This is a genomic window from Marinobacter sp. P4B1, assembly GCF_001447135.1.
GTDB classification, from domain to species: Bacteria; Pseudomonadota; Gammaproteobacteria; order Pseudomonadales; family Oleiphilaceae; genus Marinobacter; species Marinobacter vinifirmus.
The window spans coordinates 496,779-513,513 of the sequence record NZ_LLXM01000005.1; the positions used below are offsets into that span (position 1 = coordinate 496,779).

The 16,735-nt window shown below is 59.4% G+C and carries 15 protein-coding genes and 1 tRNA gene; 3 read left to right on the forward strand and 13 right to left on the reverse strand.

Translation table 11 applies throughout. The features are described 5' to 3' along the window. Nucleotides 1-3: 3 nt before the first annotated feature. The gene (locus tag AQ621_RS04005) at nt 4-897 is read right to left on the reverse strand and encodes an SDR family oxidoreductase (protein ID WP_058340367.1); all 894 of its coding nucleotides are present in this window, start codon (nt 895-897) and stop codon (nt 4-6) included. 156 nt (nt 898-1,053) lie between these two features. Here AQ621_RS04005 and AQ621_RS04010 point away from each other — a divergent pair, with 156 nt between their 5' ends. Continuing rightward, on the forward strand, nt 1,054-1,410 hold the full coding sequence (locus AQ621_RS04010) for a hypothetical protein (RefSeq protein WP_022987832.1): 357 nt from the start codon (nt 1,054-1,056) through the stop codon (nt 1,408-1,410). Here the strand turns inward: AQ621_RS04010 and alr are convergent. The 8 genes from alr to rnr all read right to left on the reverse strand — a co-directional run bounded on the left by alr (nt 1,385) and on the right by rnr (nt 9,499). Further along, on the reverse strand, nt 1,385-2,458 hold the full coding sequence (alr, locus tag AQ621_RS04015) for an alanine racemase (RefSeq protein WP_058340368.1): 1,074 nt from the start codon (nt 2,456-2,458) through the stop codon (nt 1,385-1,387). The two genes, AQ621_RS04010 and alr, sit on opposite strands and share 26 nt — an antisense overlap. Continuing rightward, nucleotides 2,458-3,864, reverse strand: coding sequence for a replicative DNA helicase (dnaB, locus tag AQ621_RS04020; RefSeq protein ID WP_036218876.1), 1,407 nt, complete (start codon nt 3,862-3,864; stop codon nt 2,458-2,460). Before dnaB ends, alr begins: the two co-directional genes overlap by 1 nt. A 146-nt stretch (nt 3,865-4,010) precedes the next feature. Further along, nucleotides 4,011-4,457, reverse strand: coding sequence for a 50S ribosomal protein L9 (gene rplI / locus AQ621_RS04025; protein WP_022987835.1), 447 nt, complete (start codon nt 4,455-4,457; stop codon nt 4,011-4,013). A 20-nt stretch (nt 4,458-4,477) separates the two neighbouring features. Beyond that, nucleotides 4,478-5,344: a YybS family protein gene (locus AQ621_RS04030; protein ID WP_058340369.1), complete on the reverse strand. Its 867-nt coding sequence runs from the start codon at nt 5,342-5,344 to the stop codon at nt 4,478-4,480. A gap of 25 nt (nt 5,345-5,369) precedes the next feature. Next, nucleotides 5,370-5,600, reverse strand: a complete 231-nt coding sequence (gene rpsR / locus AQ621_RS04035; RefSeq protein WP_008937282.1) for a 30S ribosomal protein S18 — start codon at nt 5,598-5,600, stop codon at nt 5,370-5,372. A 24-nt stretch (nt 5,601-5,624) separates the two neighbouring features. Continuing rightward, complete coding sequence (gene rpsF / locus AQ621_RS04040) at nt 5,625-6,041, reverse strand: 30S ribosomal protein S6 (protein ID WP_058340370.1); 417 nt, start codon at nt 6,039-6,041, stop codon at nt 5,625-5,627. 241 nt (nt 6,042-6,282) lie between these two features. After that, on the reverse strand, nt 6,283-7,020 hold the full coding sequence (rlmB, locus tag AQ621_RS04045; RefSeq protein ID WP_058340371.1) for a 23S rRNA (guanosine(2251)-2'-O)-methyltransferase RlmB: 738 nt from the start codon (nt 7,018-7,020) through the stop codon (nt 6,283-6,285). 25 nt (nt 7,021-7,045) lie between these two features. Continuing rightward, nucleotides 7,046-9,499 carry a ribonuclease R gene (rnr, locus tag AQ621_RS04050; RefSeq protein WP_058340372.1) on the reverse strand — a complete coding sequence of 818 codons (2,454 nt, stop codon included), beginning with the start codon at nt 9,497-9,499 and terminating at the stop codon, nt 7,046-7,048. A gap of 253 nt (nt 9,500-9,752) precedes the next feature. Between rnr and AQ621_RS04055 the strand changes: the two genes are divergently transcribed. After that, nucleotides 9,753-9,839 (forward strand) — tRNA-Leu (locus AQ621_RS04055). A 188-nt stretch (nt 9,840-10,027) separates the two neighbouring features. Here AQ621_RS04055 and AQ621_RS04060 read toward each other — a convergent pair. From AQ621_RS04060 to mpl, 4 genes are all read right to left on the reverse strand, one after another. After that, on the reverse strand, nt 10,028-11,890 hold the full coding sequence (locus tag AQ621_RS04060) for a hypothetical protein (RefSeq protein WP_058340373.1): 1,863 nt from the start codon (nt 11,888-11,890) through the stop codon (nt 10,028-10,030). A 143-nt stretch (nt 11,891-12,033) separates the two neighbouring features. Further along, nucleotides 12,034-13,173: an acyl-CoA dehydrogenase family protein gene (locus tag AQ621_RS04065; protein ID WP_058340374.1), complete on the reverse strand. Its 1,140-nt coding sequence runs from the start codon at nt 13,171-13,173 to the stop codon at nt 12,034-12,036. Nucleotides 13,174-13,295: 122 nt separating this feature from the next. Beyond that, a complete protein-coding gene (locus AQ621_RS04070; RefSeq protein ID WP_058340375.1) occupies nt 13,296-13,919 on the reverse strand; it encodes a flavin prenyltransferase UbiX in 624 nt (207 codons plus the stop codon). After that, on the reverse strand, nt 13,912-15,306 hold the full coding sequence (mpl, locus tag AQ621_RS04075) for a UDP-N-acetylmuramate:L-alanyl-gamma-D-glutamyl-meso-diaminopimelate ligase (RefSeq protein ID WP_058340376.1): 1,395 nt from the start codon (nt 15,304-15,306) through the stop codon (nt 13,912-13,914). The genes AQ621_RS04070 and mpl overlap by 8 nt, the downstream gene beginning before the upstream one ends. A 145-nt stretch (nt 15,307-15,451) precedes the next feature. On the opposite strand from mpl, the gene AQ621_RS04080 reads away from it, so the two are divergent. After that, a complete protein-coding gene (locus tag AQ621_RS04080) occupies nt 15,452-16,714 on the forward strand; it encodes a 6-phosphofructokinase (protein ID WP_058340377.1) in 1,263 nt (420 codons plus the stop codon). Nucleotides 16,715-16,735: the final 21 nt, after the last annotated feature.

Consider the following 16,735-nt stretch of genomic DNA (forward strand, 5'->3'; position numbering starts at 1 on the left):
GGATTACAGGTCCGTCGGCTCGGTCTTCTCTTCAGCTTTTTCGTCGATACTACCCGTACCCTTGATCATGGCAACCTCTTCATTTAGCCATGTGCGCCAGGGCAGCTGCTTGATACCGAACGTGTTCTTGATCTTGCTGCACACCATGGTGGTGTTTACCGGCTCCAGGTGTCCCCACTCTGGCAGTTCGTCCACCACGCGAATGTCTTCCGGAATACCGGGCATACCGGCGATCGCCAGCCCCAGCTCATACAGGTTGATCTCTTCGGAACCGGCATACTGATAGGTGCCCCAGACTTCGGCACCGCAATCCAGTTGCAGCACAATCGCACTTATCACCCGGGCAAGGTCCTGGACTGCCACCGGCTGGCCCTGGCAGCGGCCGGGCAGCGACAAGGTGTCTGCGCGCCCCGTGCTTTCGTACAGCTTGCGGATAAAGCGGCCCAGGCTCCAACCGGTACGCAGCAGGATGTGCCGGGGCAGCAGTGTACGCAGCGCCTGTTCACACTCCCACTGCCAGCGGCCCAGCTCGTTGATTGGCTGGCCCGGGTTAGACGCTATGTAAGCACCCTGTTTGCGGCCGTCAAACACGTAGCAGGAAGACAACTGCAGCAGAGCCATGCCTCGGTCCCGGGCGTGCTCGGCCAGGCACAGGGGCAGCGAAAAGGCCACCTCATGGGCCGCTTCCCGGTTGGCTTCGGCCTTCTCCGGGTCAGCCAGCCAGAGCGCATTCACAATCAGGTCTGCATCTTCCGGAATCCAGCTTTCCAGGGCTTTCAGGTCGGCGTTGGCCGGGTCGCTGACCAGCAAAGGGCTCACCCGCAGATGGGTTTTGCGCAAGCGCTCCAGGAGCACTTTCCCCAGTGGGCCGTAGTCGTGAACAACAAGTACATGCACGCGGAATCAACGCCTCCGGAATATCACTGATATGACGCCTGTCGGGAACCACTCAGGCCAATGGCCGGAGCGGAGGGTTGCTGCACTATGCCTGCAACCTGAAACGCCGGTGTTAATTGAAGTCTCACTTGCGAGCATACAACAACAGGAAGCCCTATGCTGAAACAACAGAGCCATATTGTTGCCCCGATTCCCGATGAACTCCGTACCCGCGCGCTGTACACAGTAAGCGAGCTGAAAAGCCGCGGCAAGGCCGACAAGCAGGCTATTGAACAGCTGTACGACCTGATCAACGAGCTGACCGAAGCCGGGCTGGATTTCTTCTTCATCGAACCGCTGCGCCGCCTGAAAGCCGGCAGCATGATGATGGGCATGGCCAGGATGGGCATCAGCAGCATGCTCAAAGGCAGCAAGATGGTGATTCACAAGGTTCTGAAAAAACTGGATGACCGTAGCCTGGCGGCGATTCTCGATTTCATCGAGGAGATCATTCATGAACCCGAGGCACCCTAGCAGAAACCCCGGTCAGTAACTCATAGCCGATGGTGCCGGCACATTCCGCCACCTCATCCACGCTGACGGTCGGGCCCCAAAGCTCCACCCTGTCCCCTTCACGGGCCTGAGGCGCATTGCCCAGGTCCACCGCCAGCATATCCATGGAAACCCGGCCCAGCAGCCGTATGCGCTGGCCATTGATGGCCGCCGGCGTTCCCGTGCCCGCATGGCGCGGGTAGCCGTCGCCGTAACCGATCGCCACCATGCCCATGCGGGTGTCCCGGTCTGCTGTAAAGGTGCACCCATAGCCAATGGCTTCACCGGCACGCACGGTGCGGGTGGTGATCAGCGGTGCCTCCAGGGTCATGGCCGGTTTCAGCCCGAGATCCAGTCCGGTTTTACCAATCATTGGCGAGGCGCCGTACAGCATGATGCCAGGCCGGCTCCATTCGTAGAGGGGTTGGTTGGGCCGGAAATGGGCCGCCGAGTTACCGACACTGCGCATCAGATCCGGCCAGGGCGCGACAGCCGCTTCAAAGCTGCGGGTTTGCTGCCCGGTGAAATCACTGGCCAGGTCATCCGCACAGGCAAAGTGGGTGACAAAGCCCTGTAACCGGGCTCGGCCGCCCATGGACTCCAGGCCGGCCACCACCTCCGGTAACTCCCGGGGCCGGAAACCCAGCCGGTTCATACCGGTATTTACCTTCAGCCAGAAGCTCGGCACCGAGGCTTCAGACAGCCAGCCCAGCTGCTGCCGGCAGTGCAACACCGGCTCGAAGTCCATGGCTGCACAACGGGCCAGGTCTCTTGCTTCATGCGCGCCCTGCAACAACACCACAGGTTGCTGCAGGCCCGCCTCACGGATGGCTTCCGCTTCTTCAAGGCAAGCCACAGCGTATTTCTCGGCCAGCCCGTCCAGGGCACCGGCCACCGCCTGGATGCCATGGCCATAACCGTCGGCCTTGACCACAGCCATGGCCCGGGCATTGCCGGCTTTCTGCTGAGCCAGGCGATAGTTGAACCTGATCGCCTCAAGGTCGATACGGGCAACGGTGGGGCGTGGCATCAGTAATCACCACCGTAGTCACCGTAATCCCCGTGGGCGAGGTCCTCAAACTTGGTGTACTTGCCGATAAACGCCAGGCGAATGGTGCCGATGGGGCCGTTCCGCTGCTTACCGATGATGATCTCGGCAATGCCTTTATCCTGGGTGTCTTCGTTGTACACCTCGTCCCGGTATACAAACATGATGACGTCGGCGTCCTGCTCGATCGCACCGGATTCCCGCAAGTCCGAGTTCACCGGGCGCTTGTTGGGCCGCTGCTCCAGGCTCCGGTTCAGCTGCGACAGTGCAACCACCGGGCAGCTCAGCTCCTTGGCTATGCCTTTCAGGGAACGGGAAATTTCCGAGATCTCGGCGGTACGGCCCTCGGTGTTACCGGGCACCCGCATCAGCTGCAGGTAGTCGACCATGATCAAGCCGATCTTGCCGCCGTTTTCCCGTGCAATACGGCGCGCACGGGAACGCATTTCCGTGGGGCTCAGGCCCGGGGTGTCGTCTATGTACAGGGGCTTGTCTTTCAGCAGGCTGACCGCCGAGGTCAACCGCGGCCAGTCGTCTTCTTCCAGCTTGCCGCTTCGTACCTTAGTCTGGTCGATCCGGCCCAGTGAAGACAGCATACGCATGGCCAGTGCATCGGCGGGCATTTCCATACTGAACACCAGGATGGGAGTACCGGTGCTGATCAGTGCGTTTTCAACAATGTTCATGGCGAAGGTGGTCTTACCCATCGAGGGCCGCCCCGCCACGATAATCAGGTCTGCCGGCTGCATACCGGAGGTCTGGTCGTCCAGGTCCCGGAAACCGGTGGTCAGGCCGGTGGTCTGCTCGCCGGATTCGAACAACTCTTCAATACGGCTCAGGGTGGTGGCCAGGATCGGGTTGATGGCCTTGGGACCAGAGCCCTCCTTGCTGCGGGATTCTGCAATCTGGAACACGCTGCGCTCGGCTTCGTCCAGAATCTCGCTGCTTTTGCGACCCTGCGGGTTAAAGGCCGAGTCGGAAATCTGGCCGGAAACTTCCACCAGTTTCCTCAGGATCGAACGCTCGCGGACAATGTCAGCGTAGGCGCGAATATTTGCCGCGCCCGGGGTTTTCTCGGCCAGCTCGGCCAGGTACGACAAGCCGCCGGCATCTTCAATGTCGCCGGCCCGCTCCAGGAACTCGGCCAGGGTAACCACATCCAGCGGCTCGCTTTCGCTGGCCAGCCGTTCCACCGCACCGAAGATCAGCCGATGATCCTGCCGGTAAAAGTCGGAGGCAGAAATAACTTCGGAGATTTCGTCAAAACGGCGGTTATCCAGCATCAAACCACCGAGAACAGCCTGTTCTGCCTCTACCGAATGAGGGGGAACCTTGATCCGGCTGGTTTCGGGATCCATCGACGCAGGTTTCAGAGTGGGATTGGCCATAAATACCGACAACATTGAAATGGGAATACGGGAGTACAAGAATACCAGAAAGCAACGGGCCCGAAACCGTCTCCGGTTCGGGCCCGTCTGGGGAAACTGAAACCCGGGGTTTCAGCTCCTTTGAAGCTACCTGTAGCGGCTACCGATTACTCGGCAACAACCGCCAGCTTGATAGTAACTTCAACATCAGTGTGCAGCTGCAGTTCGATGTCGAACTCGCCGACAGTCCGGAGCGGACCTTCCGGCAGACGAACTTCGCTCTTCTCGACTTCAGTGCCACCGGCAGAAACAGCTTCTGCGATGTCACGAACACCGATAGAACCGAACAGCTTGCCTTCTTCACCAGCCTTGGAGCTGATGGTGAAGGACGCACCTTCCAGGGCCTCGGCACGGGCCTGGGCAGCAGCCAGCTTCTCAGCGGCAGCTTTTTCCAGCTCGGCACGACGCTCTTCGAACGCCTGTACGTTTGCAGCCGTGGCAGGAACAGCCTTGCCATACGGCAGCAGGAAATTACGACCGTAACCGGCCTTAACCTTTACCTTGTCACCCAGGGAGCCAAGGTTTGCTACTTTCTCGAGCAGAATAACTTCCATCTCGTTAACCTCTTCGTGCTTTATTCAGCCGGCCCGGCGGGTTTTATTCGCCCCCGGATATCCAGCCAGCTATCCACAAAAGCCAGAACCAACAAAAGCATCATCAGACTCGGACCCAGCAGAACCAGTAGCACATAGAATGCTACCAATGCCTGCCCGCCCCACCGTTTACGACCAACAAACCCGTGCACCAGTGCCAGCGAAGCGATGAACAGCGGTGTTCCCGCAGCCCACGCCAGCAGCATGGAATTGAGCCCCAGTAGCGGGCCTATCACCATGGTGACAGCGAACACAACCGCAATGGCCGGCGACAACCTCAGGGCATGGAATTCCTTGCGGAAACCTCCGGGGTTATACAGCCCCGCCTGCCATGCCCTCGCCAGCATTGTCATACCAATGGCCGTGGCGAAATAGGTGCCCGCCATACTGGCGTTCATGGTGTTGCGGATGATCAGCTCAAGTTCGCTGCCCAGTGACCGCGCCACCTCGGCGTTGTATTGCTCGTAAAACCCGACACCGGCCTGGACCAGTTCGTCCAGCAGTGCCGGATACATCAAAGGCATCATCAGCCCTGTCAGTATCATCAGAAAGGCGCCCGACAGCAGCGCTCTCTCCCAGGACAGCGATGTTCTGAGAATCGACGCCATCAGCATCACCTGCAACAGCACCACCAGCGCGGTCGGATCCTGCCCGAAGGTGGCCCAACCCAGTGCGGGTAGTACTGCCCAGAGACCGATGTTCAGCCCCTGCCGGATGCCCAGTCGCAAAATGACCAGGCCGATAACTGCTGCGCCAATCCAGAACAGCAAGGGTAATGCAGTCGCAACTGCCGCAACCCCGCCGGCCTGCATGGGACCGCGCATTACATACTGTGCCAGTGCACGCATGGTCCCGGGTCCTGTCTATCTGTGCTTAGTGATCGTGGCTGTCCGTATACGGCAGCAGTGCCAGGTAGCGGGCACGCTTGATAGCGGTAGCCAGCTGACGCTGATAACGTGCTTTGGTGCCGGTGATGCGGCTGGGCACGATTTTGCCGGTTTCAGTGATGTAGCCTTTCAGGGTGTCCAGATCTTTGTAATCGATCTCTTTAACACCTTCTGCCGTGAAACGACAGAACTTACGACGTCTGAAAAAACGAGCCATAACGTAACTCCTAACTCCGGTTAATTACTCTTCTTCGTCCTGGGATGCGCTGCTCTGACGGTCGTCAGAATCAGCTGAACGACGCGGACGATCGTCTCCGCCGGAACGACGGTCCTCGCGGGACTCAGCGGCTTTCATCGGAGACATGTCGGTAACAGCCTCGTCGCGACGCAGAATCAGGTCACGGATGATGGCATCGTTGAACCGGAAGTTATGAGTCAGCTCGTCCATAGCGGCCTGTGAACATTCAGCGTTCATCAGCACGTAGTGAGCCTTGTGAATCTTGTTGATCGGGTAAGCCAGGTGACGACGGCCCCAATCTTCCAGGCGATGTACCTTACCGCCATCTTCAGTGATGACGCTGGTATAACGCTCGATCATCGCGGGCACCTGCTCGCTCTGATCCGGATGTACCATGAAAACGATTTCGTAGTGACGCATGAGTTCTCCCTACGGGTTAAACAGCTTTCTTCTTTCGGCGATCCTTCCGGACCGCGACCCAGCGTGAAAGCAAGGAGGTGACAGCAAAGCTGCCGGCTTCTTTTTTGCTTTATCAACTAGGCACTTACGGGTAAGGCCAGATCAAAAGCGGCGTTTTGCAGCCCGGAATACAGGCAATACAAAACCGCCCCTTAAAAAAGGGGTCACGTATTCTAGGCCCAAGGGGCCTGCAGTGCAAGGATTAACCGAGTCGCTGGCGCAAGGCCTCGTACAGACAAACGCCGGTGGCCACCGACACGTTCAGGCTGTCGACATGGCCCTGCATGGGGATGTTGATGAGCTGGTCGCAGTGTTCCCGGGTCAGCCGGCGCATGCCCTTGCCTTCGGCCCCCATAACCAGCGCTACCGGCCCCTTGAAATCAGCCTGGTAAAGGCCGGCATCGGCTTCACCGGCGGTGCCGATCAGCCACACCCCCAGATCCTTCAGCTCCCGCAGGAAGCGGGCCAGGTTGGTTACGCGCACAAAGGGCACGGTTTCTGCCGCACCACAGGCCACTTTACGGGCCACCGGTGTGAGCGAGGCGGACTTGTCCTTGGGCACAATAACCGCCTGGACGCCGACCGCATCTGCGGTGCGCATGCAGGCACCGAGATTGTGCGGGTCGGTTACGCCATCAAGGACCAGCAAAAACGGTGGCTTGTCGCTACTGGACAGCTGGGCCAGCAGGTCGTCTTCCGTCCATTCACGGCTTTCCGCCACGGCCGCCACAATACCCTGGTGGACGCCGGACACGCGTTCATCCAGCTCCCGGCGGTGCACTACTTTCCAGCGCACACCCAGGCCATCCAGGGCATCGGTCACCGATTTTACCCGCTTGTCCTGCCGTCCGGTCTGGATCCAGACCTGCTGAAGCCGTTCCGGCTCCCGCTTCAGCACCGCATCCACGGCGTGCCAGCCAAATACATATTCCTGAGACACTAACGATCAATTCCTGTGTAACTGGTTACTTTCGGGGCTTGCGCTTCCTGCCTGCCGCCGGAGATTTGCCCTTGCCACCTTTGCGCGCTGCGTCCCTGGCCGCTTCAGCCGCCAGCTTTTCCTTGGCACTGGCCGGCTTGCCGGTACGCTTACCACCTTTACCACCCTTGCCTGCACGATCGCCCCGACCACGGGACTCACGCTTGGACATATCCAGGGCATCGCGGTCTGCCGTGCGCTTCTTCGGGGTGCTGACCAGCTCCAGGTCAATCTTGCGATCTTCCAGGTCGACCCGCACCACCTTCACACGCACCTCATCACCCAGGCGGAAGCTGACTGCCGTGCGCTCGCCGATCAGGCGATGCTTGGCGGCATCGTGGTGGAAGTAGTCACCACTGAGGGTGGAAACGTGCACCAGGCCTTCAATGTAGATATCAGACAGTTCCACAAAGAAACCGAAAGGCACCACGGCGGCAATCACACCGTTGTACTCCTCGCCCACGTGGTCACGCAGGAATTCACACTTCAGCCACGCCATCACATCCCGTGTGGCGTCATCGGCCCGGCGTTCGGTCATGGAACAATGCTCACCGAGCTGTTCCATTTTGGCGAGGTCGTAGGGGTACTCTGCCAGCTGCGGATCCGCCACCTTGGGTGAGACCACATCCTTGGTCACTTCCGGATTGTGGATACGGGACTTGATAGCCCGATGCACAATCAAATCCGGGTAGCGGCGAATCGGCGACGTAAAGTGGGTATAGCTGGGGAAGCCCAGGCCGAAGTGGCCCGCTTCTTCCGGGCTGTAGACCGCCTGGCTCAGGGAGCGCAGCATCACCATCTGGATGACGTTGGCATCCGGGCGATCCGCCACTTGCTCCAGCAACTGCTGGTAATCACCGGAGGTGGGCTTGTCACCACCACCCAGCTGCAAACCCAGCTCGCCCAGGAACAGGCGCAGGTTACCCAGACGTTCTTCCGACGGGCCATCGTGTACCCGGTAAAGCGCCGGCATCTTGTGTTTTTTCAGGAACCGCGCCGTCGCCACGTTGGCGCACAGCATGCACTCTTCCACAATCTTGTGGGCATCGTTCCTGTGCACCGGAACGATTTCCTCAATCTTGCGCTCGGGATCGAACACAATCTTGGTTTCGGTGGTTTCGAAATCGATGGCGCCCCGCTCGGTGCGGGCACGGCGCAGCAGCTTGTACAGTTCATACAGGTTATGCAGGTGCGGCAACAAATCAGCGTAATGGCTGCTGAGCTTGTAGCCCTGCTCGGTATCCGGATGCTCCAGCATGGCACTGACCTTGTTGTAGGTCAGCCGGGCATGGCTGCGCATCACCGCCTGGTAGAAGGTGTAACCACTGATATTACCAGCGGCACTGATGGTCATATCCGCCACCATACACAGGCGATCCACGCCCGGATTCAGGGAGCACAGGCCATTGGAGAGCTTCTCCGGCAGCATGGGCACGACATGATCCGGGAAATACACCGAGTTGCCACGCTGAATGGCTTCTTCGTCGAGCGGGGAACCCGGACGCACATAGTGAGATACGTCAGCAATCGCCACCACTAGCCGGTAGCCACCACGGGGGCGCGGCTCGCAATAGATGGCGTCATCGAAATCCCGGGCGCTTTCGTCGTCGATGGTCACCAGCCGCATATTGCGGATATCAACCCGGTTGGCCTTGTCCTTCTCTGCCACTTCGGCAGGAATCGCTGCTGCCTGCTCACCCACGGCGGACGGCCAGCTGTGGGGAATCTCGTAGGAACGGATGGCCACATCAATTTCCATCCCGGGCGCCATGTGCTCACCCAGGATTTCGACAACCTGCCCTGTCGGCTGGGTACGGATTGTCGGCTGACGCAGAATCTGTACGACTACATACTGACCATGCACCGCCTTGCCTACGTGCTCGTCCGGAACCAGGATTTCCTGGTTGATGCGGGCATTCTCGGGCACCACGAAGGTAATACCGCTTTCCTTGAAGAAGCGGCCAACGATCTGCTCGGTACGGTGCTCGAGCACTTCAACAATCTTGCCTTCCCGACGACCACGGTCATCCACCTGGTCAACCCGCGCAGCTACACGGTCACCGTGAAACACCTGGCGCATCTGGCGCGCGGTGAGAAACAGGTCGGAACCGCCATCATCAGGAATCAGGAAACCGAAGCCGTCCCGATGCCCGACTACCCGGCCGGTTACCAGGTCTGCTTCTTCTATAGGCAGGAACGCATCCCGGCGGTTACAAATCAGCTGCCCGTCGCGGCACATGGCAATCAGTCGGCGGCGAAGGGCTTCTATACCTTCCTCGGAAGTTTGCCCAAGCTCCTGGCACAGAGTCTCATGGGTGGCCGGTGCCCCCCGCTCTTTCAGGTGCTGGAGAATAAACTCCCGGCTCTGGATGGGGTTTTCGTATTTCTGAGCCTCGCGACTGGCGTGAGGGTCTTTGTGTTCTTTCTTCCTGGAAACCATTCGGATCCTTGCTATCTGGCCGCGATACTGCGGCGGAATTCATTATCCCTGCAGTATAACGTTGGTAAGTCGAACCTGCCTAACCAGGGGACAATTAATAGGCACAAATACGGCGAAAACTTTTTTTGAAAAAATGTTTGACAGCCCCGAACGGAATCATTAAAGTACCCGCCATCGGTTGAGGGGAACACCTCACCGGGCTGGCAGAAACGCTAAGTTTTCAATAAACTAACAGCGAATCTGCAAATCACCTGCCGAGGTGGTGAAATTGGTAGACACGCTAGCTTCAGGTGCTAGTGGGGGCAACCCCGTGGAGGTTCAAGTCCTCTCCTCGGCACCATTTCCTTCCCCAGGAAATGGCAAGAATCCTTCAAGATTCCTTACAAAGCCTTAAAAGCGCAATACGCCACTGACCAAGCCAAACGGCCTGCTGTCGGTTTTTCTGCGTTTGTTTACCTTGTGCGTTCGCTCCCAATCATCCTGCATGAGCTGCCGGGCGCTCAGCGTCACCCGGCATCTGCCTGACTCTTATTGGATTGCTTCCAGTAAATACTCGGATAACTTCATGTAACTGTACTCGACCTTCGCATAGACCCTGGCTGGCGCGGGCCTGCCGGTTCCGCAACTCTGCACAGAATAATCAGACAGATAAGCCTCCCGGATCAGGTTCGGAGCATTTACATCCGGCGTGGCGTCGTAGTGCAGTAACCACTGGAACCCGGCGTCTGCCGCCACATTGCCCGAACCGGCCAGCGCCGGATCCAGGAATGCGTAGCGCAGGAGGCGATTGACCTCTACCTCAACACTGTCGGCCGAAAACGTCCGGGTATCGTATTCGAACGCCAGGTCGGTAAAGGTTGCCGGCTGTGGCTCGTAACCGGAAAACAAATAGCTCTGGATTGATGTCACAACAAAGTTTTCCTTTGCGGTTTCGTCGTCAAGAGGCCCACAGTCAGCAGGCCCGCCCTGCAGTTCAACAGACTCGAGTGGCTGGTCATCTTTGGTAATAGCGTAATCGGCCACCAACTCCCCAGAACCCGGGGCTAACCGGTAGACAACCCCCGCGTCCGCACCAGCGCCACCGACTGTCGCAACAAGCTCCGAAATTGCACCGTCCTGCTCGCTCCAGCTATAGCTAACCTCCGCTCCGGCTCCAAGCTCGGTGGACGCCGGTTCGATGCCCCTGGCTGCATGGCAAAGTGTCGACGTCTGGAATTCGATTGTCCGGGTACCCCAGTCAAAGGTCAGAGTTTCATCCACTACCTGGTCGGGATCGTTTTCAGGATTGAACGCACCCCAACCCGCTGGCGCAAGGGATACCGAAGGTAGCCACTGGGTAGAAAGCTTGCCCATATAGCCACCAGCATCAATCAGCCGGGCCAGTTCCGGCATCGACAGCGCCAGGCAGCCATTCGCCGCAATTTTAGCCAGCCGCCCGTCTTCACCGTACTCAAACTCAAGCCCGGTTGAGGCAACCAGGTTATCCGGCGCCACCGGCAGCTCACCACTTTCCGCGCGGGCAAAGACCTGCTGACCCGTCAGCACCAGCGGATCGGTGATACTGACGGTGACATCCGGCAGTTCCAGAGTATCGCTAGCCACGCTGGAGTAGTCATCGCCAGCCGCCTGATCTACGGCCGCAATCACCGCCGGAGCGTGCCGCAACAGGGAAGTGCCCAGAAGCCGGGCCTCTTCCGGGCTCAGGCTAAGCTCTGCGCCCGCCCTTTCGGGCATGCTGCTTGCCACCTGCTGTGTCATAAACTTCACCAGTGCCCGGGCATAGGCATGGGCCCGGTCATCCTGCCCACGGATATAATCCGCAGTCACGTTGATGCCAGCCAGGCTCTCGCCCAGATCGCCCCCGGGCATCAACTCCAATGCCGTCTGGTAACGGGCCAGGGTGGTCAGCGGCGTTACATTGCGGACACCGGGATTAGCCGACAAAACATAGCCCACGGCTATGGCCTGATCCCCCACTTCGGTCTGCTCAACCGTGGTTCCGGGAATAGCGGCTGCGAACAGCGGGTAGTCCCGTGGATCAAGCGGTCGGCCTTCCTGGGGTGACAACTGCAAAGCGGCAAGGTCCAGGCTGAACGCGCCATCCTGACCACTCATGGCCATGGGTTCGCCGCCTTCGATAACCGCAGAATTGCCATTATCCAGCTCTACAGTGAACGACTCGGCGGTGTACTTTCCATCACCGTTCACATCCAGCCACACCCTGGCATTCCTCAGATAGCCATCAATCACCCGCCCCTGGTACGGCGCCGGTTCGCTGTAATTCACGCCATCAAAATCGCGGCCATCCACGGGCAGCTGGTCGGATTCTTCGCCACAACCGGCGATGGCAAGGGTAAGCAGGGGAACGGAGAGAGCAGTCAGGCGTTTCATCGCGGCAACCGGTTATCCTTGTTAGAGGTTGTGCCGCTACTTTAGGGGATGTACCGCCGGGAGACCTTGACAGGCTTGGCAAATTGTAAAGTTTGGTAAAGCACTGGCCCCGCACGGTGTCGGGGCCAGCCGGGTCAAAACCCTCAGAATGAACGAGCCACGATTTCCTTCATGATTTCGTTGGTGCCGGCATAGATGCGCTGCACCCGCGAATCGGCCCAGGCCCTGGCAATGGGGTATTCCCACATATAGCCGTAGCCGCCGTGCAGCTGCACACATTCATCCATCACCTTGCACTGCAGGTCTGTGGTGTGCTGCTTGAGCATGGCTGCAGTGGGGATATCCAGCTTCTTGTCCAGGTGCAGCTCAAGGCAGCGGTCGGTAAACACCCGGGCGGCCGTGATTTCGGCTTTCAGCTCCGCCAGCTTGAAACGGGTGTTCTGGAACGCGATAACCGGTTTACCGAAGGCTTTGCGCTCTTTCACGTAGTCCAGGGTCCACTGCCAGGCTGCTTCGGCAGCGGCTACGGCAGTCAGAGCCACTTGCAGGCGCTCCGCCGGCAACTCCTGCATCAGCTGGAAGAAGCCCTGCCCTTCCATGCTGCCCAACAGATTATCGGCCGGCACTTTTACATCCTGGAAAAACAGCTCGGAGGTGTCCTGGGCCTTCATGCCCACCTTGTTCAGGTTCTGGCCTTTCTCGAAGCCTTCCCAGGCGGTTTCCACCAGCAACAGGCTGGTTCCCTTGGCGCCTTCCTTGGGATCGGTCTTGGCCACAACGATCACCAGGTCCGCCAGCTGGCCGTTGGTAATAAACGTTTTAGAGCCATTGAGATTGTAGTGGTCGCCCTGGCGAATGGCGGTGGTCTTTACGCCCTGCAGGTCAGAACCGGCGCCCGGCTCGGTCATGGCGATGGCGGTAATCATTTCACCGGAGGCCATTTTCGGCAGGTACTTCTGCTTCTGCTCTTCCGAGCCGTAGTTCAGGATGTACGGCGCCACAATATCGGAGTGCAGTCCCCAGCCAATGCCGGACAAACCGGCCCGAGAGATTTCTTCCATAATCACCGCCGAGTAGCGGAAATCGGCCCCCACGCCGCCGTACTCTTCCGGCAGCATCGGGCACAGAAAGCCCAGCTCCCCCGCCTTTCGCCAGAGCTCGCGGCTGACCTGGCCATCCTTTTCCCACTGATCGTGGTACGGGGCGGCTTCCTGTTCCAGGAACTTGCGAACGGAATCGCGAAAGCCTTCAAGATCGGCGTCGAACAGAGTACGTGGAATCATGCTGAACCTCGGTGAACGGGTTGGTTTATCGTTGTGTCCAGCAAGTCTGTGGCGGGGCGGGTTTTGGCTCAATGGTGAAAACCATCAATCGCTTTGGCCAAAACCAACGCCCCGGGCAGGCATCAGTCCGCGTTCTTTGCACCCCAGCGCGGGACCAGGGTTTGCGGCAAGTCCAGGTGGTCAAGAATCCGGGCCACCATGAAGTCCACCAGGTCATCCAGGGATTGAGGGTTGTGATAGAAACCCGGGCTGGCCGGCATGATCACCGCCCCCATGCGGGTGAGCTTGAGCATGTTCTCCAGGTGCACTTCGGAATAGGGAGTTTCCCGCAACACCAGGATCAGTTTGCGGCGCTCTTTCAGGGCAACATCCCCGGCCCGCTCGATCAGGTTGTTGCTGGCACCGGTCGCCAGGGCCGACAGGGTGCCGGTGCTGCAGGGACAAACCACCAGCGGGGCTTTCTCGCCGGAGCCGGAGGCCGGGGGCGAGAACCATTCTTCCCGGCCGAACACCTGCACCTGGCCATCTTCAGCACCGGCATAGGCCGCCAAAGCCTCCGCCATGGCGGGTGTGGAGCCGGGCAGGCGGAAATCGGTTTCAGTGGCCATCACCACCTGGGCCGCCTTGCTGATCATCACGTTCACCCGGCAACCATTGGCTACCAGGCACTGCAGCAGGCGCAGTCCGTATTGGGCCCCGGACGCGCCGGTAAATGCCAGGTTAATTACCGGGGAACTCTCAGCCACGACGTTTCTCCAGTTCCGCCACCAGTTTGCGGTGAATACCACCGAAGCCACCGTTACTCATGATCACAATGTGGCAGGTTTCCGGCAGCTGGTCCACGGCCCGGACAATCAGGGCGTCAACCGACTCTTCCACGCCATGGTGGTCCAGCTCGCCGTGCTCGGCACGCCAGCTGTTCACCAGTTCCGGCAGCCAGTTCATCTCGCTCAGGTTACCCCAGAGAACGCGGTCTGCTGCCGCGGCACTGGGAATCAGGGTCTGCTGGTGTACGCCCTGTTTCATGGTGTTGGAACGGGGCTCGATAATGGCCATAATCGGCTCGTCCCCCACCTGGCTGCGCAAGCCCTCCAGCGTCAGGGCAATGGCAGTCGGGTGATGGGCAAAGTCGTCATACACCCGCACACCACCAACCTCGCCCACCAGCTCCATCCGTCGCTTAACACCGGAGAACCGGCACAAGGCGGCCACGGCATGGTCCGGCGTTACACCCACATGGCGGGCAGCGGCAATGGCTGACAGCGCATTACGCACGTTGTGCATACCCGTCAGCTTCCACTTCAGGGTAGCCACCGGCTGCTCGTGGTGGATAACCATAAAGCGGCTGCCGTCTTCTGCCAGCAGCTCCGCGCGCCAGTCTGCGGTACGGCTGATCTCGCTGCCGATGGCGGTATCCTGCACCGGGCTCCAGCAGCCCATTTCCAGGGCGTTATCCAGATGCTGGCCCAGGGCCGGGCGAATGATCAGACCCTGGGACGGGACAGTGCGCACCAGGTGGTGGAACTGGCGTTCGATGGCTTCCACGTTCTCGAAAATATCGGCGTGGTCGTATTCCAGGTTGTTCAGGATCAGGGTGTTCGGGCGGTAATGGATAAACTTGGAGCGCTTGTCGAAGAACGCGCTGTCGTATTCATCGGCCTCGATGACAAAGAAGTCGCTGCTGCCCAGGCGCGCGGACACCGGGAAATCCTGGGGCACGCCGCCTACCAGGTAGCCGGCATCAAACCCTGCCTGGTCCAAAATCCACAGCAGCATGGCGGTGGTGGTGGTTTTGCCATGGGTGCCGGCCACCGCCATCACCCAGCGATGGCGCAGGACTTCCCGGGCCAGCCACTCGGGGCCGGACATGTAATCGATGCGCCGGTTCAGAACAGCTTCCACCTCCGGGTTGCCCCGGGACATGGCATTACCAATCAGCACCAGGTCCGGCTTCGGCTCCAGGTTCTCCACCCGGTAGCCTTCCATTAACGAGATACCCTGGGCCTCCAGCTGGGTGCTCATGGGCGGGTATACCCCCTGGTCGGAGCCGGTCACAGTGTGCCCCAGCTCCCGGGCGATGACCGCCAGGCTGCCCATGAAAGTGCCGCAGATTCCCAGTATGTGTATGTGCATTAAGGTAAGGCCTCCGGTTTGAAACCTGCCAAGCCTCTACCATACTTTCTGCGGGGTCAAGGGCACGGTATATGCTCATGAAACTTCCACCTGATTCGCGTATGATTTGCGCCATCATTGAACCAGCAGGAGGCTTTAGCCCGAGATGGCTATCAAGAATGCGTTTTATGCCCAGTCTGGCGGGGTAACCGCCGTTATTAACGCCAGTGCCTGTGGCGTTATTCAGACCGCCCGCCAGCACCCGGACAAGATCGGCAAGGTGTTTGCCGGCCGCAACGGCATTATCGGCGCCCTGAAAGAAGAGCTGATTGATACCAGCCTGGAGTCAGATGACGCCATCCAGGCGCTGATTCATACCCCGGGCGGCGCTTTCGGTTCCTGCCGCTACAAGCTGAAGAACCTGTCGGAAAACCAGCGCGAATACGAGCGCCTGATCGAAGTGTTCCGCGCCCACGACATCGGTTACTTCTTCTATAACGGTGGCGGTGACTCCCAGGATACCGCCTACAAGGTGTCCCAGCTCGGCGACAAGATGGGTTATCCGATCACCTGCATCGGTGTGCCCAAAACCGTCGACAACGACCTGCCGTTCACCGACTGCTGCCCGGGCTTTGGTTCTGTCGCCAAGTACATTGCCACCTCTACCCTGGAAGCCAGCCTGGACATCAAGTCTATGTGCGAAACCTCCACCAAGGTGTTTATCCTGGAAGTGATGGGCCGGCACGCGGGCTGGATTGCCGCTTCCGCCGGCCTGGCCGGCCAGGGTGAAGGCGAACCGCCCCACATCATCCTGTTCCCGGAAATCCCGTTCAACCGGGAGAAGTTCCTGGAGCGCGTAGACCAGTGCGTGAAAGATTACGGCTACTGCGTGGTGGTTGCCTCGGAAGGTGCCCAGTACGAAGACGGCCGGTTTGTAGCTGACGCTGGCGCCAAGGATGCCTTCGGCCACACCCAGCTGGGCGGTGTTGCACCGGCCCTGGCCAACATGGTGAAGCAGGCCCTGGGCCACAAGTACCACTGGGCCGTTGCCGATTATCTGCAGCGCGCAGCGCGGCACATTGCCTCCGCTACCGACGTAGAACAGGCCTACTCCGTGGGCAAGGCTGCCGTGGAAATGGCCCTGGATGGCAAACAGGCATTGATGCCCACCATCGTGCGGGACCAGGCCAAGCCTTACCGCTGGAGCATTGGCCAGGCCAACCTGAGCGAAGTGGCTAACCAGGAAAAGAAAATGCCCATCCACTACATTACGGATGACGGCTTCGGCATTACCGAGGAGTGCCGTGACTACCTGCAGCCGCTGATCGAGGGTGAAAGCTTCCCGCCGTTCGAGAATGGTCTGCCCAAGGTGGCCAAGCTGAAAAACCAACTGGCCGAGAAAAAGCTGAAAACAGAGTTCACCCTGTAACAGCTATCGCCAGAAACACAA